General features: G+C 44.3%; 24 protein-coding genes and 1 riboswitch. Of the genes, 11 read left to right on the top strand and 13 right to left on the bottom strand.

What is annotated here, in order from left to right; genetic code table 11:
• The first annotated feature begins 155 nt into the window (after positions 1 to 155).
• The 3 genes from BN1209_RS08355 to ispH are packed head-to-tail and all read left to right on the top strand — an operon-like array spanning position 156 to position 2,569.
• Positions 156 to 686, top strand: a complete 531-nt coding sequence (locus BN1209_RS08355; protein WP_045751763.1) for a hypothetical protein — start codon at positions 156 to 158, stop codon at positions 684 to 686.
• The gene (locus BN1209_RS08350; RefSeq protein ID WP_144402569.1) at positions 683 to 1,603 is read left to right on the top strand and encodes a CobD/CbiB family protein; all 921 of its coding nucleotides are present in this window, start codon (positions 683 to 685) and stop codon (positions 1,601 to 1,603) included. The genes BN1209_RS08355 and BN1209_RS08350 overlap by 4 nt, the downstream gene beginning before the upstream one ends.
• A gap of 39 nt (positions 1,604 to 1,642) precedes the next feature.
• Positions 1,643 to 2,569: a 4-hydroxy-3-methylbut-2-enyl diphosphate reductase gene (ispH, locus tag BN1209_RS08345; protein WP_045751762.1), complete on the top strand. Its 927-nt coding sequence runs from the start codon at positions 1,643 to 1,645 to the stop codon at positions 2,567 to 2,569.
• Between the two features lie 70 nt (positions 2,570 to 2,639).
• Here the strand turns inward: ispH and BN1209_RS08340 are convergent, their stop codons facing one another.
• Positions 2,640 to 3,008 (bottom strand): DoxX family protein, encoded by a 369-nt coding sequence (locus BN1209_RS08340; RefSeq protein ID WP_045751761.1) that lies wholly within the window; start codon positions 3,006 to 3,008, stop codon positions 2,640 to 2,642.
• A gap of 185 nt (positions 3,009 to 3,193) precedes the next feature.
• On the opposite strand from BN1209_RS08340, the gene fae reads away from it, so the two are divergent.
• The gene (fae, locus tag BN1209_RS08335) at positions 3,194 to 3,745 is read left to right on the top strand and encodes a formaldehyde-activating enzyme (protein WP_045751760.1); all 552 of its coding nucleotides are present in this window, start codon (positions 3,194 to 3,196) and stop codon (positions 3,743 to 3,745) included.
• A gap of 55 nt (positions 3,746 to 3,800) precedes the next feature.
• Here fae and BN1209_RS08330 read toward each other — a convergent pair whose 3' ends face one another.
• From BN1209_RS08330 to thiC, 6 genes are all read right to left on the bottom strand, one after another.
• Positions 3,801 to 4,031 (bottom strand): hypothetical protein, encoded by a 231-nt coding sequence (locus BN1209_RS08330; protein WP_045751759.1) that lies wholly within the window; start codon positions 4,029 to 4,031, stop codon positions 3,801 to 3,803.
• A 23-nt stretch (positions 4,032 to 4,054) separates the two neighbouring features.
• Positions 4,055 to 5,101, bottom strand: a complete 1,047-nt coding sequence (gene mutY, locus BN1209_RS08325) for an A/G-specific adenine glycosylase (RefSeq protein WP_045752087.1) — start codon at positions 5,099 to 5,101, stop codon at positions 4,055 to 4,057.
• Between the two features lie 7 nt (positions 5,102 to 5,108).
• A complete protein-coding gene (locus tag BN1209_RS08320; protein ID WP_045751758.1) occupies positions 5,109 to 7,466 on the bottom strand; it encodes an AsmA family protein in 2,358 nt (785 codons plus the stop codon).
• Positions 7,467 to 7,483: 17 nt separating this feature from the next.
• Positions 7,484 to 8,284, bottom strand: coding sequence for an undecaprenyl-diphosphate phosphatase (locus BN1209_RS08315; protein WP_045751757.1), 801 nt, complete (start codon positions 8,282 to 8,284; stop codon positions 7,484 to 7,486).
• 32 nt (positions 8,285 to 8,316) lie between these two features.
• On the bottom strand, positions 8,317 to 9,462 hold the full coding sequence (locus BN1209_RS08310) for a pseudouridine synthase (protein ID WP_045752086.1): 1,146 nt from the start codon (positions 9,460 to 9,462) through the stop codon (positions 8,317 to 8,319).
• A gap of 139 nt (positions 9,463 to 9,601) precedes the next feature.
• Positions 9,602 to 11,485 carry a phosphomethylpyrimidine synthase ThiC gene (gene thiC / locus BN1209_RS08305; RefSeq protein WP_045751756.1) on the bottom strand — a complete coding sequence of 628 codons (1,884 nt, stop codon included), beginning with the start codon at positions 11,483 to 11,485 and terminating at the stop codon, positions 9,602 to 9,604.
• Between the two features lie 34 nt (positions 11,486 to 11,519).
• Positions 11,520 to 11,619, bottom strand: a riboswitch (TPP riboswitch).
• Between the two features lie 95 nt (positions 11,620 to 11,714).
• Here thiC and BN1209_RS08300 point away from each other — a divergent pair.
• Genes BN1209_RS08300 through BN1209_RS08290 form a run of 3 tightly spaced genes read left to right on the top strand, consistent with a single transcriptional unit; the run spans position 11,715 to position 14,351 of the window.
• Positions 11,715 to 12,389 carry a protein-L-isoaspartate O-methyltransferase family protein gene (locus BN1209_RS08300; RefSeq protein ID WP_045751755.1) on the top strand — a complete coding sequence of 225 codons (675 nt, stop codon included), beginning with the start codon at positions 11,715 to 11,717 and terminating at the stop codon, positions 12,387 to 12,389.
• A gap of 38 nt (positions 12,390 to 12,427) precedes the next feature.
• Positions 12,428 to 13,777 (top strand): TolC family outer membrane protein, encoded by a 1,350-nt coding sequence (locus tag BN1209_RS08295; RefSeq protein WP_045751754.1) that lies wholly within the window; start codon positions 12,428 to 12,430, stop codon positions 13,775 to 13,777.
• Between the two features lie 16 nt (positions 13,778 to 13,793).
• The gene (locus BN1209_RS08290; RefSeq protein WP_045751753.1) at positions 13,794 to 14,351 is read left to right on the top strand and encodes a hydrolase; all 558 of its coding nucleotides are present in this window, start codon (positions 13,794 to 13,796) and stop codon (positions 14,349 to 14,351) included.
• A gap of 3 nt (positions 14,352 to 14,354) precedes the next feature.
• Here the strand turns inward: BN1209_RS08290 and waaA are convergent, their stop codons facing one another.
• Positions 14,355 to 15,647: a lipid IV(A) 3-deoxy-D-manno-octulosonic acid transferase gene (gene waaA, locus BN1209_RS08285; protein WP_045751752.1), complete on the bottom strand. Its 1,293-nt coding sequence runs from the start codon at positions 15,645 to 15,647 to the stop codon at positions 14,355 to 14,357.
• Positions 15,648 to 15,961: 314 nt separating this feature from the next.
• On the opposite strand from waaA, the gene BN1209_RS08280 reads away from it, so the two are divergent.
• Both BN1209_RS08280 and BN1209_RS08275 read left to right on the top strand, forming a co-directional pair.
• A complete protein-coding gene (locus BN1209_RS08280; protein WP_045752085.1) occupies positions 15,962 to 18,121 on the top strand; it encodes an adenosylcobalamin-dependent ribonucleoside-diphosphate reductase in 2,160 nt (719 codons plus the stop codon).
• Positions 18,122 to 18,179: 58 nt separating this feature from the next.
• The gene (locus tag BN1209_RS08275; RefSeq protein ID WP_045751751.1) at positions 18,180 to 18,881 is read left to right on the top strand and encodes a TSCPD domain-containing protein; all 702 of its coding nucleotides are present in this window, start codon (positions 18,180 to 18,182) and stop codon (positions 18,879 to 18,881) included.
• A gap of 280 nt (positions 18,882 to 19,161) precedes the next feature.
• Here BN1209_RS08275 and pqqA read toward each other — a convergent pair whose 3' ends face one another.
• Together pqqA and BN1209_RS08265 are read right to left on the bottom strand one after the other, a co-directional pair.
• Complete coding sequence (gene pqqA, locus BN1209_RS09070) at positions 19,162 to 19,233, bottom strand: pyrroloquinoline quinone precursor peptide PqqA (protein ID WP_081624291.1); 72 nt, start codon at positions 19,231 to 19,233, stop codon at positions 19,162 to 19,164.
• 149 nt (positions 19,234 to 19,382) lie between these two features.
• Positions 19,383 to 19,709, bottom strand: a complete 327-nt coding sequence (locus tag BN1209_RS08265) for a cupin domain-containing protein (RefSeq protein ID WP_045751749.1) — start codon at positions 19,707 to 19,709, stop codon at positions 19,383 to 19,385.
• Between the two features lie 163 nt (positions 19,710 to 19,872).
• On the opposite strand from BN1209_RS08265, the gene BN1209_RS08260 reads away from it, so the two are divergent.
• Entirely contained in the window at positions 19,873 to 20,088 is a 216-nt protein-coding gene (locus tag BN1209_RS08260) for a hypothetical protein (protein ID WP_045751748.1), read from the top strand.
• A gap of 17 nt (positions 20,089 to 20,105) precedes the next feature.
• Here BN1209_RS08260 and BN1209_RS08255 read toward each other — a convergent pair whose 3' ends face one another.
• Positions 20,106 to 21,371: an MFS transporter gene (locus tag BN1209_RS08255; RefSeq protein WP_045751747.1), complete on the bottom strand. Its 1,266-nt coding sequence runs from the start codon at positions 21,369 to 21,371 to the stop codon at positions 20,106 to 20,108.
• Between the two features lie 4 nt (positions 21,372 to 21,375).
• Entirely contained in the window at positions 21,376 to 22,125 is a 750-nt protein-coding gene (locus tag BN1209_RS08250; RefSeq protein WP_052661135.1) for a 2OG-Fe dioxygenase family protein, read from the bottom strand.
• 155 nt (positions 22,126 to 22,280) lie between these two features.
• Here BN1209_RS08250 and BN1209_RS08245 point away from each other — a divergent pair, with 155 nt between their 5' ends.
• The gene (locus BN1209_RS08245) at positions 22,281 to 23,543 is read left to right on the top strand and encodes an MFS transporter (RefSeq protein ID WP_045751746.1); all 1,263 of its coding nucleotides are present in this window, start codon (positions 22,281 to 22,283) and stop codon (positions 23,541 to 23,543) included.
• Between the two features lie 96 nt (positions 23,544 to 23,639).
• Here the strand turns inward: BN1209_RS08245 and prfA are convergent, their stop codons facing one another.
• The gene (gene prfA, locus BN1209_RS08240) at positions 23,640 to 24,722 is read right to left on the bottom strand and encodes a peptide chain release factor 1 (RefSeq protein ID WP_045751745.1); all 1,083 of its coding nucleotides are present in this window, start codon (positions 24,720 to 24,722) and stop codon (positions 23,640 to 23,642) included.
• Positions 24,723 to 24,724 lie beyond the last annotated feature (2 nt).

Raw genomic sequence — 24,724 nt, 5'->3', positions numbered from 1 at the left:
AGGGGTGCGTCAGTTTGCGCGGCATTATTAGTAAAGAAGCCATTATACCAAGATAAGTCGTGACTGAATAAGTGCATCGCTCGCAAGGTTGTGGTATCTTTTATAAGCGGTGTTTTAGAGCACTTTATTCATTTAATTTAGAGCAACTCGTCACAGTGAAAAAACAACTACCCTTCTTCATTTTATTTTTTGTATTACCTGTCATCGCCATGTTGGCATGGTGGGGATTGTTCTCGAGCGCTAGTCTAAAGGTTGGTATTTCCCCTGCTTATGACTATGTCTATTTGGATGCCGAAGGCCCATATTCAAAGTTGAGTAGCAAGCAAAATGAAGTGCTGTTTTACATGAAGCAGCAAAAGATTGCGCACGGCGCAGAGATTTCAATCGTTTTGACAGATCCGCGCACGACCTCATACAAAGCTCTATTGGCAAGAACAGGCTATATTGTTCAATCTGGCGTGCAGGTTAAAGCGCCTTTGAAGCTTGGTCGTGTCGCGCCACAAAAGGTCGCCACCGCTCAAATTAAAGCCCACCCTCTTCTCGCTTACGGCAAAACCTATTCAGTTTTGTTAGATTATTGTAAAACGCACAGCATGCAGTTGATGCTACCAACGGTTGAAATTTACGATCAAAGTGTCTTGCGTGTTGAAATGCCATTAGAAAAAAAAGTTGGGGATAAGGATTGAAAGTTTTAGCACTTATTTCAGCATTATTGCTCACCTACTATCGGCCAATGATCGAACAAAACTGGCTACAAAGTATCTTTTCGCCCTATGCGAATTTTTTAGACAAGACATTTAATGGCGGCACCCAACAACATGGTGTAATTGCTTGGTGTATGGGTGTTTTGTTGCCTGTGTCTGTATTGAGTATTTCTTACATATTGACGCTAGTATTTGTTGGATATTTTGCGGGCTTTTTAATCAGCCTGGTCGTTCTTTATTTCGTCCTTCGCTTTAGTTACTTTGGCCAACATGCGGAAAAAATAGGTGCGACTTTAAAGGAACAAAATATTGAGCCTGCTCGCCAATTATTAGCCGATTGGGAAAATACAATAACCGACCAATATAACGCGAATCAAATCGCGTCAGTCTGTATTGAAACCACCTTTAAGCGTGCCCATCAAGGCATGTTCGCACCCATTCTCTGGTTTGCATTGCTTGGACCTGCTGGCGCATTGTTATATCGCTTGGCACATCTATTGAAAATAGAATGGTCAGCGCCCGGAAAGCAAAATGAATTTTATGCATTTTCACAACGTGCTTTTTATTATTTAGACTGGCTGCCAGCAAGAGTCACCGCGGGATGTTTTGCAGTGGTTGGCGACTTTGAAGATGCAGCATATTGTTGGCGTACACAGGCGAATAATTGGCCTGACCAATTGCTTGGAATGGTCTTAGCCAGCGGTACTGGTGCCATGGGTGTAAAGTTAGTTGATGCACTTCCTGTAAATGGCGTACTTCAAGCACGCCCCGATATTGGTTTGGGTGATAACGCGGATGCTGATTATGTGCAAGCGGCAGTCGGGCTTGTATGGCGCGTATTATTGTTGATGGTCGGTTTATTGATCTTATTGACTTTTGCACATTGGATTGGCGCTTAATTTTTTACACAATCACAGATTTATTTTAGGTTTTTATTTATGGATATTTTACTCGCGAATCCTCGTGGTTTTTGTGCAGGGGTTGATCGCGCGATTATTATTGTTGAGCAAGCTCTCGAGAAATATGGCGCGCCTATTTATGTGCGTCATGAAGTCGTGCACAACAAGTTTGTGGTGGATGAACTCAAACGTAAGGGTGCAATTTTTATTGATGAGCTAAAAGACGTGCCTATCGGGAATACCGTTATTTTTAGCGCGCATGGGGTTTCTAAAGATGTGCGTGCTGAAGCTGAGTCCATGGGATTGCAAGTGTTTGATGCAACATGCCCGCTCGTGACTAAAGTGCATATTGAAGTTGCAAAAATGCGAGCTGCTAATAAAGAGATTGTGATGATTGGGCATAAGGGTCATCCAGAAGTTGAAGGGACGATGGGACAGTCTGAAAGTGGCATGTATTTGGTGGAATCCCCAGAAGATGTTGCAAGGCTTGAAGTGAATGATCCAAATCAATTAGCTTATGTCACACAAACGACACTTTCAATCGATGATGCAGCGTTGATTGTTGAGGCATTAAAACAAAAATTCCCTAAAATTAGCGCGCCAAAAAGTGACTCGATTTGTTACGCGACGCAAAATCGCCAAGATGCCGTTAAGGTGCTCGCAAAGGATTGTGATTTAGTCATCGTTGTTGGATCGCCCAATAGCTCTAACTCCAACCGATTAAGAGAGGTTGCAGAGAACCAAGGTGTTGAATCCTATATGGTCGATAATGCCAGCTATATTGATGATGCATGGGTGGTTGGTAAAAAACGTATTGGGGTATCAGCCGGTGCGTCAGCCCCGGAAGTTTTAGTCAAAGAAGTGATCGCAAAACTACAGGCACTGACCAATGCTGAGGTAACCGAATTGGATGGTGTGGTGGAAAACGTGGTCTTTCAACTACCAAAAAATCTTAAATCTGCTTAAGTTGATTTAAGTAAAAAGGGCGTTCTGTGTCATTTACACAGAACGCCCTTTTTTTAATGCTGGAATTTCTCTACTTTTTAAGATTGTCCAAACTTAAGGCTGTCACTGGATTTGCCGCTAGCGTAAGCAAGCCACCAATAATGGCTAGATATTGGAAAGGGGAAAGTCCTAAAGCAAACGAAATAAACAAGGCATACACAGACATCACAACTGCAGCAGCTTTTGTTTTATAGCCTAATAGTAAAGCACTGCCGCCCACTAATTGAACCAAAATAATCAGCGGCGCAAACACACCAGGTAGCCCTTGATGCCCAAGCGCATTTTGATAGTCTAAATACCCAGTTGGGCTGTTAAAGAATCCCACAATTAAAGCGATGACTTGTAATAAGAAAATCTGGGCTAGAAGGACGCGCCCTAAAGTGCTTAAATATTTACCCATGATAAAGAGCTTTCTAAAAAATTAGTGATCAAAGTATAACCCACCACTCTCCCGATGAGAATAAGGGGCAAGAGAATAACTTTTGGTGGATAGTGACATCATTTGCTGATGTATCTGGGCTTGGGTAGAATACACGGCTAAGATTTTTTGATTCACGATTTGTTAACTATTAGGAATTGACTCATATGTCTAAAATTATTTTTAAAGCGGGTGAAGCTACTGTTTTCACTGAAGGTAAAGATGTTACCGCTGCGATGCCAGAAATTTTAATTGGTGCGGTAGATGGCCCAGTGGGTGCTGCGTTTGCTAACATGATGGCGCAAAGTAAAGGCCACACTGCCATGTTCGCTGTCCGTGATATTAACCAATTAGTGCGTCCAGCGACCATGATGGTGCCAAAAGTAACCTTAAAAGACAGCATCAATATCGAATTGTTTGGCGGTGTAGTACAAGCGGCAACTGCTGATGCGATTTTAGATTGCGTGATTGAAGGTATCATCCCTAAAGACCAAGTAAACGATTTGTGTATCGTGAGTTTAGTATGGGTTGATCCAGGTTGTGCAGCCTTGGCTAAAGAAGGTAAGTTAGACAAAGCTGATATGTATAAAAATAACTATGATGCAACTAAGTTAGCTATCAAACGTGCTTTAAACGATGAGCCAAGCATTGATGAGTTGATCAAAAATCGTCACACAGTCAAACACTGTATGTGGGAAGAAAGCTGGGGCGAGATCTAATTCGTTTTAGTGTGATACTCAACAAAAAAGCAGCTACGGCTGCTTTTTTGTTGTCTTAACCTTTGGGTTTAAAGTGCTCAATCGCTGGTAAGCGCATGATTTTATCAATGATCAATCTTGCCATTGCCCAAGCCTTGTCTTCTCGCATCATGGCGAGTTCTTGTTCATCGTAAGGCAGATAACGACCGCCGTGCGTGAGTGAATATCTCACGGACTTTTCAACATTGGTGTATGCAAGCATCACATCTTGAATGCGTTCATCTTTAAAGCGGTAAAGTGATGGCATAATTTATTAAAAATATATAAAAGCTAACCCTTTAAGTTTAGCAAAATATTTCGCACTGGTGTGGGCAACGCTGCCCCAATTGCCTCATCAATGCTTAGCCAAATGGTATTTGGCATGTTGGTTTGTCGTGGTCTGTTGGTGACTTGTAATGGCTGTGGCAGTATCTCTAGCTTAAAGTGCGTAAAGACATGTTGAATGCTCGCTAGCGGTTCTTCCGCTTCCACTTCTAAACCAAATTTCCTAAAAGCTACTTCGCTCGCAATGTCTTGCATGTTGATTTCAGGCAGGCTCCATAGGCCGCCCCAAATCCCACTTGATGGACGTTTTTCTAGCATGACTTCATTACCATCTAATATCAACAGCATAGTGGTTTGTCTTTGCGGGATGTTTTTTTTAGGCTTGGGAGTTGGCAGTTCTTTTGTTCTATTCGTAGCAAAGGCCTGGCAACTATCATTGAACGGACAAATGTCGCATTTTGGTTTGCTGCGGGTGCAAATGGTTGCGCCTAAGTCCATGAGGCCTTGTGTATATGCCACCATGTCTTGCTCGGGGACTAAAGACTCAGCCAGTTTCCATAATTGCTTTTCAATTTTAGGAGTGCTCGTCCAACCTTCAATCAAAAAGTGTCTTGCTAACACCCGTTTCACATTGCCATCGAGAATGGTTTGATTTTGATGGAAGGCAAATGAAGCAATGGCTGCAGCAGTTGAACGACCAATCCCAGAAAGCATCTGTATTTGCTCAAAGTCTTGCGGGAATGCGCCAGCATGTTCATCCATGATCGTTTGCGCGGCATTGTGTAAATTACGTGCGCGAGAATAGTAGCCAAGTCCGCTCCAATGTTGCAATACTTCCTCTTGGCTTGCACTGGCTAGGCTTGCAATATCAGGGAAGCGCGCCATGAATTTAGCGTAATAACCAATCACGGCGGTGACTTGCGTTTGCTGCAACATGATTTCCGACACCCAAATTGCATAAGGGTCGTGGGTGTTTTGCCAAGGCAAATCATGACGACCATGATTTTTTTGCCATGCAATAAGGCGTGTCGAGAAATCCTTTTGTCCAGACATTACTGCATTAGAACCCAAGAAGTTTGTTGAGTTTTTTCTTCACTTTGTCTTCAGGTGTCGACGGTGGTGCTGGGGGTTGTGCAGCAGTATCGCCAGCAGGCAAAGCTTCTTGTGTTGGTGCAGTTTTGTTACCGCCACCGATGAGCGATTTAATTGCATCCACTTTATTGCCACTGATTAGGCCTTTCACTGCATCGCCCTTTGCACCACCAACGTTTTCAAGTAGTTTATTTTTTGCAATGCCTGCGGCTAGACCACTAAAGTCGAGTGCATAGTTTGGTTTAGCAAATGTGCCTGTGACTTTAATTGGAATGGTTAAGCCATTTAATATACCTAAATCAGAACCACCTTGGCCTTTGAGCGAGTTAACAACAGTCGGTTTTGCGTTGTAGTTAATCGTTTGGTTGGCAATGTCCACATCTCCATCACCACCGATGCGGAATAGTGGGGCTTTAATAGTTAAGTCTTCGTTATGTGCCACGCCATTTTTAATGTTAAAGCTAGCAGACATTTCAGCAAAGTCTGTTTTTTTGGATTTGTCGCCAGTCACGTTGCTTTGCTTCATGAAGTTGAGTTTGTCTTTCACGCCGCGAATCGTACCTGCAACATCAATGCCTTTAAAAGCACCATCTGCCAAGTTGATTGAGGCAGTACCGTTCAGTGCTTTTTTCAGTGCATTGACAGTGTTGCCTTGCGTCGTGATATCGACATTGAGTGTGCCCTTGCCGCTCAACATGTCGTTATTGATTGCATCCATCAATAATGGCCCAATCGTAATATTCGACATATTTTGTTTGAAGGCAATGTTTGGCGTATTACGGGCATCCACTTTTAAGCTGCCATTCATTTTGCCTTGATAAAGATTGGCTGAGAAAGGCGCTAATTCTACGATCCCTTGATTAGCATTTAATTTCAGATTGACGTCATTCGTCTTGATATTAGCTACTTTCAAGTCGCCAATATGTAACGAACCTTCAGCATTTAATTTTTTAAGCGCACTCAAATCAATCGGCGTGTCAGCTGATTTTGTATCTGCTGGTTTATCTGATTTTGTCATGTATTTATCTGCGTCTAGTTTATTCAAATCAAGATTGAATTGGAAAGTAGGATTGCTAAAGCTGGCAATGCCAACGTTGCCCTTGATGTGCAAATCATCGACATCAATCGCTAAATCAGTATTAATTTTTTCCTGCTTAAGGTCTGAGTGAAGCTTGAGGTTAAATGCACCTTGCATTGCGCCTTTAGGGAGCGCTGGGTCTGTAATGTTTAACTTGCCTGCTAGTTTTGGTAAATCAAAAATTAGCTTCTCAATATTCCCTGTAAATGGTGAAGAGAATTTTCCCTCTACTTCACGTGCGCCTTGTTTAGCTGAAAGCTCACCTGTAACGCCGCTACTCTGCACGGATTGCGGCGAGCCTTTTACATCAGCCAATGACAGTTTCGCATTTATTGTATCGTTACCTTTTTCTTGGCTAAAGCTGACATCTGCTTGTTTGCCAGTGACGACATTTTTTTGCACAGTCAATTTTGGCGCAGACAAATTGAGCGCAATTTTTGCACCCTCTTGATCACCATTGATTGCAAACTTAAGGCCATCAACCAGTAATTTCATGTTTTCTGGTTTGGCATCGATATCGCCTGCTAATGTGATGTTGGCATTCTTTAAGGAAGCAATAGCGCCATTGATTGAAGCATCTAATTTTTTGGCAACAAAATGCTGGTGTTCAACATCCGCCATGAAATTGCCAGATACATTGATTTTGGCATTCACTTTTGGTTTCTGTGTGAGGAGTTCAAAAGAGGTGTTAACCTCAAATGGGGTTGCTAGTGCAACGTGGCCTGTTTTTAGGGTGAGCTGGTTCACCATGTAAACCGTGTCTTGCATCTCATCAATAAAACGCACTTTGGTATTAGTCACGTTGACACCATCAATATCGAATTTAATTTGCTCAGACGCTTCTTCGTCCTTGCTCATCAGGTCATCAAAGTTTGTGCTGCCGTCTTTGTGACGAATTGCAGTGACGTTTAGACCATCAATATAGACGGTATCTACCACCAATTCTTTTTTGAGCAGAGGTAATACAGCCAATGAAACTTTGGCATTGTCGATGCTCGCAAATTCCCGTGCGCTATTGTGTTCAGACAATTTTACTTTGCCTAAGTCGGCGCCTAGTTTTGGCCAAAATGTCAGTTTGATGTCGCCTTCTAAATCAAGTGTGCGCTGTTTCTTCTCTTGTACAAGTTTGACGATCAGTGATTTGTAATCGTTGGGGTTAAAAGTTGCTGCGACACAAACCACCACAACAAGCATTAATGCAAAAATGCCTAGCAAGCCAAAAGCGATATATTTAAGTGTTTTTTTCATAATCACAACCTAAACAATTATTTGAAATATAAAAGGACGATTAAACCCAATGCAATGCGATACCATGCAAAAACTCTAAAGTCATGTGCTGCTATGTAGCGTATGAACGTTTTAATCGCAACCAGCGCTGATAAAAAGGCGGCAATAAAGCCAATTGCAAATAAGCCTGCATCATCCAAAGTCAGTAAATGACGATTTTTAAGTAGGTCATATCCACTCGCGGCAAACATCACTGGGACGGCCAGAAAGAATGAAAATTCCGTTGCAACTTGCCGTGAAAGTCCAAATGACATGCCACCAAGAATGGTCGCACCAGCACGAGATACGCCTGGAATTAAAGCAAGCGCTTGAGCTAAACCTATTTTAAGTGCATCCAGCATGGTCATGGACTCAATCTTGCTAATACGCGCTTTAAGTGACAATTTTTCGATATATAAAATAATCAATCCGCCAGCGATCAAAGCAATGGCAACTGAGATTGGATTGAACAAAACAGCTTTGATCTGGTGGTGGAAAAGCAGGCCTAAAATAGCGAGGGGCAGAAACGCAATCAACAGTTGCAGCACAAACTGTTGAGACTGTTTGTCGCTGGCTATTGTGCGAGCAATGGTTTTAAATCGGGCTTGGTAAAGCCATACCACAGACAAAATAGAGCCGAGTTGAATAACGATTTCAAAAACATCGCGTTTTTCTTTGTCCAGAAAATCAATCAAGTCACCCACGATAATCAGATGGCCTGTGCTGCTAATCGGGAGAAACTCGGTTGCCCCCTCGACCAGTCCTAAAAGTAGGGCCTTAAATAATAGAATTAAATCCATTTTCACTCGCTTTAAGATTGAAAGACTAAAATTTAGAAACGTTCTTCAGGTCTTAAATAACGCCACTCGCCCATTGGCAATTTCCCTAGCGTGACTCCGCCAATCCGAATGCGTTTTAGGCCGAGTACCTTTAAGCCAACTAATTCACACATGCGACGAATTTGACGTTTGCGTCCTTCACGCAGAACAAAGCGAAGCTGATCTTCATTTTGCCAAGACACTTTTGCTGGTTTGAGCTTCACCCCGTCCAGAGACAAGCCTTCATTCAGAAGGTCAAGATCGTTATAAGACAAATCGCCTTCAACGCGCACCAAGTATTCCTTCTCAACCGTTGAGTCTTCACCAATTAAATGGCGCGCGATTCGCCCATCTTGAGTAAGTACTAACAGGCCTGTTGAGTCAATATCCAAGCGTCCTGCGGGGGCAAGACCTTTAAGAAAGGTCCGTTGAAACTCTCTAGGTTGAGCATGGTGTAACAGTGGGTCATCTTGCCATTGATTATCGGGATGAATCAGCACAATGGCTGGGTTGTATCCGTCTTCCGCTTGACCAGAAACATAGCCAATCGGCTTGTTAAGGATGATCGTCACGATTTCGGATTGATGTTGTTCAGCATCTTTGCTGACTTCAATTTTCGCATTCCTCGCCACACGACTGCCTAGCTCATCCACAATTCGGCCATCTACTCTTACCCAACCATTCGTAATCCATTCATCTGCTTCGCGGCGTGAACAAAAACCAAGTTCCGCCATACGTTTTGAAAGTCGTGGAAAATCAGGATTGCTTGGCAATGGCTTAGGCGTAAACATTGGGTTGCTGGCGCGGTCATTGTTGAAGTCGCCGACTTCAAAGCCATCACGCATTTTTCCGCCACGGCGCGGTGTATCTCGGCCTGTATCATCTAAAGTTGGACGTGCTTGCTGAGGACGCGGCGCTTCATCGCGTAATCTGCCATCGTAACGGTGATTGCGTTGCGAAGCCTTGGATGAGGCATTTTCAGCATAATCTGGTGCACGTGTTTCGGCACGTTCAGCAGCCGATTCAGTCTGTGGCCTTACAACAGGTTTAGGTGCGACAGTGCGGTCGCGTTTGCTCGGGTCGCTGCGGCGGACAGGTGCTTTACTTGCACGAGGGCTAGCGCTATCTGTCGGTTTTTTTGTAATTTTAATGGTGGTCAAAATGGATGCCAAAAGTTTGATTTATATGATGTTGCGTATTATACGCTGTAACAAAACTTGCTTGGCTAGCCAGTGCATAATTTAGGCAATAAAAAACCCCACAGTAAATGCTGTGGGGTTGGTAAGTGCGCAAGATTGGTTAAACCTTGTGGTAAACCTCGCTACCTTTTTTCACAAACTCAATTGCCTTTTCTTGCATGCCTTTGTTAAGCGCTTCTTGTTCATCCAAGCCTAACTTATCTGCATAATCACGTACATCTTGTGTGATTTTCATTGAGCAGAAATGTGGGCCACACATTGAACAGAAGTGGGCTTGTTTTGCACCCTCTTGTGGCAATGTCTCATCGTGGAATTCCTTGGCTTTTTCAGGATCAAGGCCAAGATTAAATTGGTCATCCCAACGGAATTCAAAACGCGCTTTTGATAAAGCATTGTCACGAATTTGTGCACCTGGGTGGCCTTTTGCCAAGTCAGCTGCATGTGCCGCAATCTTGTAAGTAATAATCCCGACGCGCACATCTTCTTTGTCTGGCAAGCCAAGATGCTCTTTAGGTGTGACATAGCAAAGCATTGCACAGCCGTACCAGCCAATCATCGCAGCACCAATGCCTGATGTTATGTGATCATAACCTGGCGCGATGTCTGTCGTTAAAGGCCCTAATGTGTAGAAAGGCGCTTCACCGCAGTGCTCAAGTTGCAAGTCCATGTTCTCTTTAATGAGGTGCATAGGTACGTGGCCTGGGCCTTCAATCATGCACTGTACATCGTGTTTCCAAGCAATTTGTGTCAACTCGCCTAGTGTTTTGAGTTCAGCAAATTGTGCTTCGTCGTTTGCATCGTAAATTGAACCAGGACGTAAGCCATCACCCAATGAGAAGCTTACGTCATAAGCTTTCATGATTTCGCAGATGTCTTCGAAGTGTTCATAAAGGAATGATTCTTTATGATGGGCTAAACACCATTTCGCCATGATAGAGCCGCCACGAGACACGATGCCTGTCATGCGTTTTGCTGTCATGGGGATATAAGCCAAGCGAACACCGGCATGAATTGTGAAATAATCCACGCCTTGCTCTGCCTGCTCAATTAATGTGTCGCGGAAGATTTCCCATGTGAGGTCTTCTGCTTTGCCATTCACTTTCTCAAGCGCTTGGTAGATCGGCACTGTACCAATAGGCACAGGGCTATTGCGGATAATCCATTCGCGAGTTTCGTGGATGTTTTTGCCTGTTGATAAATCCATCACGGTATCGCCACCCCAACGTGTGCCCCATACCATTTTTTCAACTTCTTCTGAAATTGAAGAGCCCAGGGCTGAGTTGCCGATGTTGGCATTAATTTTTACTAAGAAATTACGGCCAATAATCATTGGCTCGATTTCAGGGTGGTTAATGTTCAATGGAATAATTGCACGACCACGTGCTACTTCGTCGCGGACAAATTCTGGCGTAATCACTTTAGGAATGCTCGCACCAAAATCATGGCCTTTATGTTGTGTTTGCAACAATTCGCTCATGTTTTCGCGACGTTGATTTTCACGAATCGCGATGTATTCCATTTCTGGGGTGATGATGCCTTTGCGCGCATAGTGCATTTGGCTCACGTTCATGCCGGCTTTAGCACGGCGTGGATGGCGTGAAAGGTTAAAGCGCATTTCAGCCAGAGCAGGGTCGTTTTGACGTTCCACGCCAAATGCGGAACTTGGGCCATCTAGCTGCTCAGTATCGTTTCGCTCTTCAATCCATTTAGCGCGCAAAGCTGGTAAGCCGTTACGGATATCGATTTTAACTGCTGGGTCTGTGTAAGGGCCAGAGGTGTCATACACCATCACAGGAGGATTTTTTTCAGCACCAAAAGCAGACGGTGTGTCGCTGAGGCTGATTTCACGGAAAGGTACTTGAATGTCAGGGCGAGAGCCTTGCACATAGACTTTACGTGAGTTGGCGAAAGATTGTTTGGTTGCTGGATCAATCTCAGCATGTTCACCTACAAAGTGGGCGAGGTTTTTATCAGTGGCGTTCAATTTCTACTCCAAGTAAGTAATACAACGGAGTAGGGAAGCGGTGGACTAGCTTCCCTACGGCGGCATAACCCGCATCAGGTTCAAAGGGTGTATCTCACTCCAAAACAATGTGTTGGAGACCCCTAGCAATGCCCTCAAAATTACGCGAAAAACCCCGCAAAAGCAAGCGATAAAATGAATTGGCTTCGGTTATAATGCTAATCAAAGATTGATTTAAAAAGGGTTAGCAATGAGTTTGAAACAAGAGTCAGCGCAAGTGACGCAGTCACGCTTCAATATGATTGAGCAACAAATCCGCCCTTGGGACGTCTTGGACGGTGCGGTACTTGATCTGCTCGCAAAATTACCAAGAGAAGATTTCGTGCCTAAACAATATGTCGGTTTGGCGTTTGCGGATTTGGAAATCCCGCTAGGGGATGGTCAATTGATGCTTGCACCAAAAATGGAGGGACGTATTCTTCAGTCTTTAGCGATTAAGAAAACGGATAAAGTCCTTGAGATTGGTACTGGCAGTGGTTACCTCACGTCGCTGATCGCACTGCAGGCTAAGCAGGTTGACAGTGTTGAACTCAACGCAAAAATCAGTAAACAAGCGGCTAAAAATATTGCTGCACAAGGGATTAAAAATGTGAATTTGGTGGTGGCGGATGGTATGCAAGGGTTGCCAGCTGGTGCGCCTTATGACGTGATTGTTTTTACGGGGTCCACCCCTTTATTGAATACGCAGGTTCAGCGACAGCTTGCTGAGGGTGGCCGTATGTTCGTCGTGGTTGGCGATGCGCCAGCAATGCAAGCAACACTTATCACCCGAATTTCAGCAGATAATTTTAAAGCCGATGTTTTGTTTGAAACGTGCTTGCCCGCCATTGAAAATGCACCGCAATCAGAAAAATTTGAGTTCTAGTCTTTAAGCAACTTTCTTAAAAAGCGATATTGAATAATATGCGTCTTAATTACTTATTTTTGTTGCTTGGTTTGGCTCTTGGCCATCACGCCCAAGCGGCCGATAGCCAAAATTTGATGCAGATTTATCAGCAAGCATTGAGTCGCGATCCTGTATGGGCTTCTGCACAAAGTAGCCATTTAGCGAGTCAAGAAAAATTAGCGCAAGGCAATGCCCTGTTTTTGCCAACAGTGACTTTTAATTCGGGTGTGAGTGCAACGCAATCTGATGCCAAGTTTTTTGGAGGTGCCACATCAGTATTGCGTGGCGGGCAGAATAATTTTGAAAGCTACAACTACGGCGTAAATGTGAGCCAGCCGATTTATCGTAAGCAAATTCGTGCGCAATTTGAGCAAGCTAAAAGCCAGGTCGCTCAAGCAGATAAACAACTATTGTTGGCTAAGCAAGGTCTTATTATTCGATCCTCTAAGGCTTACTTTGACGTGTTGCTAGCGCAAGATAAAATTGATTTGATTGGCGCACAAAAAACGGCGATTAATAAACAACTTGAGCAAGCTAAAGCCAATTTCGAGGTTGGCACTTCTACGATTACTGATTTTAATGAAGCGCAGGCCCGATTTGATTTAGTGGTGGCGCAAGAGATTGCCGCGATGAATGATTTAGAGGTCAAAAAGCGCGCCATTCAAGCGATTGTAGGCTCAACTCCTCAGGCGCTTGTTGGTGTGAGAAGTGATTTGGTGGCGCAATCACCAGAGCCAATTGAAATGGAAAAATGGGTAGAGGTTGCTGAACAAAATAATTTGACGATTGCCCTTCAACAACAGGCACTAGAAATTGCCACTCAAGAAGTTGAACGACAAAATGCTGGGCACATGCCAACTTTAGATGCGGTGGCTGGGTATAACAATAACTATGCAAACGGCACGGCGACAGGTCTTGGAAACGGCAGTGACATAACGAGCGCAAGCATTGGTCTACAGCTTCAAATTCCACTTTATCAAGGCGGCTTGGTCAGTTCTAAAGTGCGAGAGGCTGTTGCGAACAAACAAAAGGCACTGGATGATTTAGAAGCCGCTAAACGTCAAGCAGACTTGGATACGCGTTCAGCGTATTTGAATCTTTCAAGTAGTGTGGCGCAAATTAAGGCTTACGAGCAGGCGTTGAGTTCTAGCCAAAGTCAGCTCGATTCCACCAATCTTGGTTATGAGGTGGGTGTGCGAACAAGTGTGGATGTGCTGAATGCGCAACAACAATATTTCAGTGCTAAGCGAGATTTACTGCAATCCCGCTATACTTATTTGGTGAATATTTTATCGCTTAAATCCGCAGTTGGTTTGTTGGGCGAGACCGATGTAGAAAGCGTGAATCAACAGCTAGTAAGCCGCTAATCGGCGGGGAGTCACCATGAAAAATGCAGCATATAAGGCAGATCGCAATCAAAGTCAGTTGGTGGCTGTGGATATGCAAACCAAGCTCAGTCGTGTGATGTCGTCAGATATTGATGGCGTGATTAAAAATTGCGCTATTCTTTTACAAAGTGCTGCTCTCCTTGAAATCCCCACTATTTTTACCGAACAATATCCTAAAGGCCTTGGGTTGACTGTGCCTGAGTTATCTCCATATTTGGCAGGTAAAAAAGCGGTTGAGAAAACAGCCTTCTCTTGCTGTGCTGAACCCGCTTTTAACCGTCAACTGTTGGGTGACCATACACAAGTCATTTTGGTTGGGATGGAAGCGCACATTTGTGTTCTGCAAACCGCACTGGATTTGCTAGCTCAAGGCAAAACCGTGTTTGTCCTTGAAGATGCCGTGATTTCGCGCAACCCTGAAAATAAGCGTAATGCGCTTAACAGAATGCGTGAAGCTGGGGTAATCATCAGTAATATTGAGTCTTTGGTGTTTGAATGGCTGGGTGTTGCAGAAGGCGATGCCTTCAAGAAAATCAGCCAGCTCGTCCGCTAGCTTTTATTTGTTTGGCAAGTATTTCGCTATCAACTCCATAAGTCTTTGCGTCGCGCCGCTCGCACTTTTGCTAAAGCTCAAGGCCGCATCGCTCATTGCTTTTCTTGCTTCTACATTGTTCATCAGATCGCTTAACTTTTCTGCGAGTTCTTGCGAGTTGTGTACACGAATTGCAGCGCCCGCTTGCACTGCAGAATCTGTGGCATCGCTAAAATTAAAGGTAAATGGGCCGATTAAAACTGGCTTGCCCATTGCGCTGGCCTCAATAAGATTTTGTCCGCCAAGGGGTAGTAAGCTTCCGCCAATAAATGCAACATCGCATGCCGCATAATAAGTAAACATCTCACCCATGCTGTCACCAAGAATCACGCTACAGTTTGGAATATCGCCAGCCACTGTGCCCATCGAGAATTCTGAACGACGGCAAAAAGCTTGGTGATGTTTTGTGAGTAGCATCGCGACCTCATCGAACCGTTGCGGATGTCTTGGCACAATCACCGTCAGTAAATTGTCAATTCCACTTGCGGCTATGGCCTCTAAAATTAAAGCTTCTTCCCCATCTCGGGTGCTTGCGGCTAAAAAGATAGGGCGTTTTAAGCCTAGTAAGCCACGCAAGTAACGTCCGCGTTCGGCCTCGTCCGCTGGGGGGGTGACATCAAACTTAAGATTGCCCATCACAGTTGCTTTATTCGCGTTGCCGAGCAAGGCATTCAGGCGATTTGCGTCTTGTTCAGTTTGCGCAGCAATGGCGCTTAAATTTGCTAAACCTAGCGCTGAAAGTTTGCCAACTTTTGCGTAGCCCCTTGCTGAGCGCTCAGAAAGTCGTGCATTCACCAATAGCAATGGAATCGCTTGTGCTTTGCAACTTGCAATCAAATTAAACCAAAGCTCTGTCTCCATCAGTAAACCCAATGTTGGCCGGTAATGTTTTAAGAATCCTTTAACAGCATCTGGCGTGTCGTAAGGTAAGTAACACCGCGAGATTCGCGGATATTTTTCTTTTGGGAAAAGTTGCTCGCTCGCCTCGCGGCCTGTTGGGGTGGTGTGACTCAGCAAAATTTGGTGTGCGGGATATTGATCAAGTAAAGCTTCAATTAAAGGCTTTGCCGCGCGTGTTTCGCCAACCGATACGCAATGTAACCAAATCAGTGGTTGCGAAGCAGCTTGGTTATAAAACCCATAACGCTCAGACCAATGCTCAAGGTACGCAGGTTGTTTCAATCCGCGCCATAAAAGCTTAAGGATGGTGAAGGGCAAGAGGAGATACAGCAACGCTGAGTAATGAAGTCGTGTCATGGACTAATTTTCTCACAGATTGTGATTCACAATGTAGCTAGAATTGTCTAGAAAACTATTTTTATTTTGGTTAGTAAACACTCACTAAATGGCAATCATTGCCTGCCATTTAGTGAGTGAAAGATGCACCAAAAAAGCACAGTCAAAATGTAAAATAATGTTAAATATATTGCTTGACCAACACAACAAAATGGAATAATTTTGCAAATCATCACAACATATTGTGGTTTGACCAAATATTAAGCACAATTCAACTTTACATAAAGATTGTGTAAATGCTAAACAAATTACAGAACAAAACAGGGATTCCGCCAATGTTACAAGCCGTTAAAACACCAGAAGAAGCTGCGATGTCAGAAAACAATCAAAAAGAAGTGCCAATGCAATCGGTATCATTGGATATCTGGGATAAAAAATACCGCCTCAAAACTAAACAAGGCGATCATGTTGACCAAAATATGGACGATAGTTATTCACGTGTTGCGCGTGCATTGGCTGACGTGGAAGAAGAGAGTAAGCGTGCTGAGTGGCACGAAAAATTCTTATGGGCATTGCGTCATGGTGCAATTCCTGCGGGCCGTATTACTTCAAATGCTGGTGCGCTGGAGCATAAGCCAGCAACAAGTACTATTAACTGCACGGTATCCGGCATTGTTGAAGACAGCATGGATGGCATCTTAAATAAGGTGCATGAAGCGGGTCTTACATTAAAAGCGGGTTGCGGTATTGGTTATGAGTTCTCAACGCTCCGTCCAAAAGGTGCTTTTGTAGCGGGTGCTGGTGCGTACACAAGCGGCCCACTCTCATTCATGGATATCTTCGATAAGATGTGTTTCACAGTGTCGTCTGCTGGTGGCCGTCGTGGCGCGCAAATGGCGACATTCGATATCTCACATCCTGACGTGACTGATTTTATCAAAGCGAAACGCGAAGCTGGTCGCTTACGCCAATTCAATCTTTCATGCTTAATCACAAAAGAGTTTATGGAAGCAGTCAAGGCTGATGCTGATTGGAAGCTCGCATTCCCTGTGACATCAAAGGAAGCAACGGTTGATGCGCTAGATACTAAAGATGAAGCACAAGTAGTATGGCGCGAATGGCCAATCAAAGACAAATACCTCACCCGCGAGTCAGATGGCAAAACAGCTTGCCGCGTTTACAAAACGATTAGAGCGCGCCGTTTGTGGGATGTCATTATGTCCTCAACATACGATTTCGCTGAGCCTGGCTTTATCTTGATTGACCGCGTAAACGAAATGAACAATAACTGGTTCTGCGAAAATATCCGCGCAACTAACCCATGCGGTGAGCAACCATTGCCACCTTATGGCGCTTGTTTGTTAGGTTCTGTGAACTTAACTAAATTTGTACGCAATCCATTTACTGATCAAGCAACATTCGATTGGGATGAATATCGCCAAGTTGTCTCTATTTTCACGCGTATGCTCGATAACGTCGTCGAAATTAACGGTTTACCGCTAGAACAACAGCGTGCAGAAATCGCGCGCAAACGTCGTCACGGCATGGGCTATTTAGGCCTAGGTTCAACACTCACGATGTTGAAAATGAAATATGGTGAAGAAGCTTCAGTGGCTTTCACAGAGGAAGTTACTAAAGTAATGGCTGAAACAGGTTGGACAGTCGGCATTGATTTAGCCAAAGAAAAAGGCGCTGCACCTATCATGGACGAAGAGTTCGTGGTGACAGGTGACATGCTTTCAAAACGCCCAGAAATGGTGAAGGATGGCTTTAAGCTAGGTGATAAAGTAAAAGGTAAAGTCTTGATGGGCATGTACAGCCGCTATATGCAGCAGTTCCCAGAAGCTTTGCGTAAACAAATCGCTAAAACAGGCGTGCGTTTTAGTCACCATAGCTCAATCGCGCCAACAGGCACGATTTCACTTTCACTCGCAAACAACGCAAGTAACGGCATTGAGCCTTCATTTGCTCACCATTACGCACGTAACGTGATTCGTGAAGGTAAGAAATCAAAAGAGAAAGTGGACGTATTTTCATATGAGCTATTAGCTTATCGTGAGTTAATCAATAGCAAAGCGATGCCATTTAGTGATGCGGAAGATGAGAAGTTGCCAGATTACTTCTTAGATTCATCGACCATTCAAGCAAAAGCGCATGTGGATATTCAAGCGGCAGCGCAAAAATGGATTGATAGCTCAATCTCAAAAACCATCAACGTACCCACAGATTATGACTTTGAAGATTTCAAAAACATCTATCTCTACGCTTACGACAAAGGCTTGAAAGGTTGCACCACTTTCCGCTTTAACCCAGAAGCCTTCCAAGGTGTTTTGGTGACAGAAAAAGACTTAGAAAACACTACCTACAAATTCACGCTAGAAGATGGCACAGTGGTTGAGGTGAAGGGTAACGAAGAGATTGAATACGACGGCGAAATGCACTCAGCCGCCAATCTATACGACGCCCTAAAAGAAGGTTACTACGGCAAGTTCTAATATTAAGAAGTTTAAATATAAAACACCGTATTACCGAAAAAATTAAAGAGAGAACAACATGGCAATTAAAATTGAAAAGAAAATCACAGGCTTCGGTTTAGTGACAGAAGAAGACAAAGCAAAGGCCGCAGAAGTTGCCGCTACGCCAGCACAATCGGCGACTATCGTCCAAATGGGCGAGCCACTGAGCCGCCCGGATAAATTAGTCGGTAACACCTACAAAATTAAAACGCCAGTGACTGAGCATGCGCTCTACATCACCATTAACGACGTCGTGATGAACGAAGGCACACCACAAGAGCACCGCCGTCCATTTGAGATTTTTATTAATTCAAAAAACATGGACCACTTCCAGTGGATTGTTGCCCTCACGCGCGTGATGTCTGCTGTGTTCCGTAAAGGTGGTGATGTGACTTTCTTGGTAGAAGAGCTACACAGCGTATTTGACCCAAGCGGTGGCTACTTCAAAAAAGGCGGTAAATACATCCCTAGCCTCGTGGCTGAAATCGGTGAAGTGGTAGAACAACACTTACAAGAAATCGGCATGCTTAAAAAAGCTGGCCTAGATGAACACCAACAAAAGCTTGTAGCTGAAAAGAAAAAAGAATTCTTAGAAAAGCATGCAAAATCTGGCGGCGATGAAAATGCAGAAGGCTTTCCAGCAGGTGCACAGCTTTGTGCGAAATGTAGCACCAAAGCCGCCATTATTATGGATGGCTGCCTCACCTGCCTCAATTGCGGCGAGAGTAAATGCGGTTAATCAAAGTATTTGATGCAAAATAAAAACCCGCCTAGGCGGGTTTTTTGTTGATAAGCGATTAAAATAAAGATGTTAGTGCAGTGAATAAGGTAGTAAGTTTGGGTAACCAGATGGATGAGCCGTCATTGACTTAGTGTGACCCTGCCGATATAGATTAAGCGCACTAACACCCTTCATCTTAAGTAGCTCTTAAGCGCTAGGCAATAAAAAAGGAACCATCAAGGTTCCTTTTTTATTTTTTGCGAATGAAGATGAGTAACTTCGATAAGCAATCTTTGAATTATTTGTTCATTACGTACATTGTTACTTCAAAGCCGAAACGCATTTCTGTCGCTGCTGGTTTAGTCCACATGGTAAAACTCCTTAATGAATGTTTTATAACTGCCTTAGAAGAATTCTTATTCTACGGAGTGAGCCTGACACTGTCGTTGTAAGCATCATTAAGCTTGTCTAGTGATTATCATGAAAACCATTCTTACACAGCAAAGACACTTAGGCTGTTTATAGGCCGATTTTAAGTTTAATGCGGCGTAAAATTTGCGTGAGCGCATTGCCATCTAGCTTGTAATGTTTGTGTAGCGGTTTTTTCACTTCCCAGCTTGCTTTCATGCCGGCAGGAAATGTCACTAAATCGCCTTTGCCAAATTTGACTGGCTTGCCACCCTCTGGGGTAATCACACATTCGCCCTCTAAAATGTAGGCAATTTCTTGTTCTGGAAATACCCAAGGGAATACAGATACTTCTTTTTCCCAAGTCGGCCATTTAGCCACGTTGAGGCTATCGAGTCTGCTTTGTGCTGGTTTTTTCTCTACGACGATATTTTGCATATATACCTTTGTAAATGGGGTTGCAGTAATGACGAAAAGCGCTATTTTAACTGATAAGCTAAGCCACAAGTTTGTGGATATTTTTAATGTTGTCATTGGGACAAAATTAGGATTAAACTTTACAGGCAAAGAAGTTGAATAAGGCTTTAATTGGGGGTCAGGTATGGATAATAAATACGCACTTGGCAGTACTAAAGTTGCCACAGAACATCATGAGGCGGCGCATAAATCAGCGGTGCAATCGCGAGTTTGTAAGTTTTGCAAAAGCGCTAATTTAGTGCTTTGCCCGACGATGCATGACCATAAGTGCTCAGACTGTGATGAGTGGCAACAAGATGTTGAAAAAAGTTATGCCACGGGAAGAAGCAGTGAATATTAATCCTATGTTAATCCGTGCTATTTTTCGTGAGTTTCCGATTCGAGATGTTTTAAGTTAAGTCTCCGCAGCTTAGGCGCAAGTGTGGCGGTAGCTGCCACCACGCCAAGTGTCATCAAGCCGCCAAAGATCACGGATGGAATCAAACCCATTACCCTCGCCATGAGGCCAGATTCAAAAGCCCCTAACTCATTTGAAGAGCCAATAAACAAACCGTTGATAGAGGCAACTCTGCCACGCATGTGGTCTGGTGTGGCGAGTTGCATAATCGTGGTGCGTAAGACAACTGAAACACCATCACACACACCTGAAAGCATCAAGAGCACTGCAGCAAACCAGAAATGTGGCGTCAGTGCAAAAGCAATGATGCAAACACCAAAACCAGCGACTGACAACAATAGCCATTTGCCAGCATTTTCATCAATTGGATGCTTGGCTAAATATGCGCCGGTGATAATTGCGCCGATGGCTGGTGAAGCACGCAGAATGCCTAGGCCCTCAGGGCCATAGTGATAAACATCGTGAATAAAAGCGGGTAACATCGCCACCGCACCACCAAACAGTACGGCAAACATATCAAGTGCTTGACCGCTCAAAATCACTTGGTGGTTATATACAAAACGCACCCCTTCGGCGATACCAGAAAAAATCGCTTTTTCTGCCACCACTTTTGGGGTGTGTACGTTGAGAGTAAGTAAGGCAATTCCTGAAGCGAAAGCTAAGCCAGAAGAGACTAAGTAAGCGACTTCTAAGCTGGTCCAGCCAACCAAGATTCCGCCAATCGCTGGGCCGGTGATTAAACCAAATTGGAATGCGGCACTACCGATGCTTGCGCCTTTTGCATATTCCTGGCGCGGCATGATGGAAGCGAAAATTGCGCTGTATGTGGGTGCAATAAAAGCGCGAGCTAAACCAATCAGAGCGATTGCACCGTAAATCCATAGTGTTGGGTCGCCTGATAATTTGCCATTTGTGATTGTATAAATTAACAAGGCTGCAATCATGAGCGTGAATGAGGAACTTACCCCAAAGTTACGCCTTGAGTAATGGTCTACCGCATAGCCCGCAAATAAGGCCGTGCAAAAGTAGGGGATGATTTCAGCCAGGCCTATGAGACCAAGCGAGAGTGGGTCGTGTGTGATTTGGTACAAATGCCAGCCTACGACCACCGCCATGATTTGGTAGGAAAGCACCATCAAAACGCGATAACTGAGTAGTTTGAAGAAACTCAAATTGCGTAGCGGATTCGCACTTTGATGTGCTGGGGGATGGTTATTTTTGACCATCAAGTTACTGCTTAAATTTTTTGAAAGTGACCACTAACACGTCACGATAAGCAGGCTGTGTAGGGTCTAATGGTACGATAGGGGTTACTCCGTGCATGCAACGATGATCGTTGACGATAGCAACATCTAAAGGCTCAGTAAGTGTAAAACTATCTAAATTTTTGTGTTCCAAATCGTGCATGGTGGTGGTGCCACTGGAAATATTTTGGCGTTTCACCATCATCACTAATACAAAGTCCACGCCATCACGATGAATGCCTTCAGGTGTAGGTTTGCCAAAAGCTTCGTCATTGGCTTCAATGCGAAACTGATGGCATTCAATGTGCCAAGGCGTATTGGGCATCAGCTCGCTAAACACAGTTTGGCAAAATTTAAGCACGGATTGCATGCTATTACTTTGGATAGTGCTGGTTTGTATCGCTTCAAAGTCACGCGCAATGCCACCATTAAGCGCATTGTAATTTAGACTTTGGTAATGAGGTTGATGCGGCGCTAGAACGATCTCACTGTTTCTAGAAGTCGTATTTAATACGGCATAACGACGACGACGATAACGTCCCCCGTCCGCCATGTGTTCATCGAGCGGCATGTTGTTCCAGCTGTTTGCAAAATCAGACCAATCACTTAAGGCATCTGGAGATTGCGTCAATAGCCAAGCCTGCATTGCTGCACTTGGACAAAAGCTAAAGCCTGTTTTTGTAACTGTCGCGAGTAGATCTTCGCGCAGTTTAAGCAATGGGTGCGTACCTGCCAAAATGATATTTTTCCGAAAAGAGGTTGTGCGCACAAAGCACACTCATTAAACCAAGTCCAACATGATAGCGAATAGACGAAGATATATAAAAATAATTTCAGCATTATTTGTGATTGATCAAAATATAATGGTTTATCAATCGACGAGGCGTGAAAATGAATCAGCAATTTAAGTTGTTACGTGAAAAGCGCTTTTTGCCATTTTTTTGTACCCAATTTTTGGGCGCACTCAATGACAATGTCTTCAAAACTGCTTTAATTACCATGGCGGTATTTCACACGGCTGATTTAACCTCACTTAATGGCGCGGTCCTTGCCACCTTGTTGCCAGGCATTTTTATTTTGCCTTTCTTTTTATTCTCGGCCTCGGCAGGGCAAATTGCCGATAAGTTTGAAAAGTCTCAGCTCATTCGTTTTGTCAAAATATTTGAAGTCATTTTGATGCTATTTGCGGCGCTTGGGTTTGTGCTCCATCTGTTTTGGCTATTAGTTTTGGCGCTTTTTATGATGGGCATGCACTCCACTTTATTTGGGCCAGTGAAATACGCTTATCTGCCGCAAAATCTCGCTGAGTCTGAATTGGTTGGCGGCAATGGCATGGTGGAAATGGGCACCTTTGTTGCTATCTTATTGGGGCAAATGATTGGCGCGGGGCTTGGCATGCATCAAGGCGGTGAGCTGTTAACGGGCTTGAGTATTCTGGGCCTAGCCTTGCTCGGCTATATGGCTAGCAAGCAAATTCCTAACTCTCCTGCGGCTGAACCTCATCTCAACATCAATTGGAACCCAATGACAGAAACGGGTCGTAATATCGCGTTTGTTTGGAAAAGTCAGTCAATATGGCTGGCGATTATTGGCATCTCATGGTTTTGGTTTTATGGCGCGATCTTACTTGCGCAATTCCCTGTATTTGCCAAGGAGATTTTGCATGGCGACGAAAGTGAGTTCATTCTCTTGCTTGCGGTATTTTCAGTCGGGGTTGGGGTTGGTTCGCTACTGTGCGAAAAGCTATCCAAAGGCATCGTAGAAATTGGCTTGGTGCCAATTGGGGCCATGGGCATGATGGCGTTTGGGGTGGATTTATATACGGCTAGCGCGAGTGGTGTTGCTGATTGGCGCTTGCTATTGGATATTGCCTTGATTGGTTTATTCGGCGGAGTTTATATCGTGCCGCTTTATGCACTGATTCAATCTCGCGCCCAGAAGACCCATCAATCTAGAGTGATTGCCGCGAACAATATTTTGAATGCTTTGTTCATGGTGATATCCGCGGTGTTTGCGATGATGATATTTAAGTTAGGGCTTAACATTCCACAACTATTTTTAGTCACCGCGCTGATGAACCCGCTGGTGATTATTTACCTGTGTTTACGTCAGCCTGAATACTTCAGCCGCATGAAAAGCTGGCTAGGTGGGTAAAATGAAAACTGTCATTTTTCGTTCGCCCTGAGCCTGTCGAAGGGCATTAACATTCATAGTTCGACTAGCTCACCACAAACGGCTTCTTGGTTTTGTTTAGTTATCTTCACCCAAGGTCGCCAACATATCGGCTTGGTGCTCTGCAGCAAGTGCGCCAATTAATTCGTCCATATCACCCTCGGTAATCGCGTCAATCTTATAAAGCGTGAGGTTGATGCGGTGGTCGGTAATACGGCCTTGCGGGTAGTTGTAAGTGCGGATGCGCTCAGAGCGGTCGCCAGAACCAATCAAACTTTTACGCTCACTCGCGATTTTCGATTGTTGTGCGCGAACTTCCGCATCTTTAATTCGTGCGACTAACACGCTCATCGCTTGGGCTTTGTTTTTGTGTTGGCTTCGGTCATCTTGGCATTCCACCACAATGCCGGTTGGCAAGTGGGTAATCCGCACAGCGGAATCGGTTTTGTTAATGTGCTGACCACCCGCGCCACTGGCACGGTAGGTATCAATACGAATTTCCGCAGGATTAATCACGACATCACTGACTTCATCTGCTTCTGGCAATACCGCAACAGTACATGCAGATGTATGAATGCGGCCTTGTGTTTCAGTGTCAGGGACGCGTTGCACGCGGTGACCACCAGACTCAAATTTAAGTTTTGAATAAGCGCCGTGGCCTTCTACCTTGGCAATAATTTCTTTGTAGCCACCCACCTCAGAGTCACTTGCTGAAACGATTTCTACTTTCCAGCGTTGACGCTCTGCATAACGTGAATACATGCGGAATAAGTCGCCTGCAAATAAAGCGGATTCATCCCCACCCGTGCCGGCACGGATTTCTAAGAAGATATTGCGTTCATCGTTAGGGTCTTTAGGTAGCAAGAGTTTTTGTAGTTCGTTTTCAACGGCTTCTAAAGTAGCTTTGCCGTTTTCAATTTCTTCTTGTGCAAATTCTTTCATTTCGGGATCGGAGAGCATTTTTTGCGCTTCAGCAATATCGGCTTCGCCTTGCTCAAAGGCACGAAATTGCTCAACGATGGGGGTGATTTCAGCATGCTCTTGCGTGAGCTTACGGTAGTTATCCATGTTGGATGTTGCGCCTTCGCTACTGAGCAGGCGGTTGAGTTCGTCTAAACGCTCGCTTAATGTCGCGAGCTTTTTCATCATGGATGGTTTCATTG

This window comes from Candidatus Methylopumilus turicensis (assembly GCF_000953015.1).
Classification (GTDB): Bacteria; Pseudomonadota; Gammaproteobacteria; order Burkholderiales; family Methylophilaceae; genus Methylopumilus_A; species Methylopumilus_A turicensis.
The sequence above is the reverse complement of the archived record's forward strand: the minus strand, read 5'-3'. Positions and strand labels throughout refer to the sequence as shown.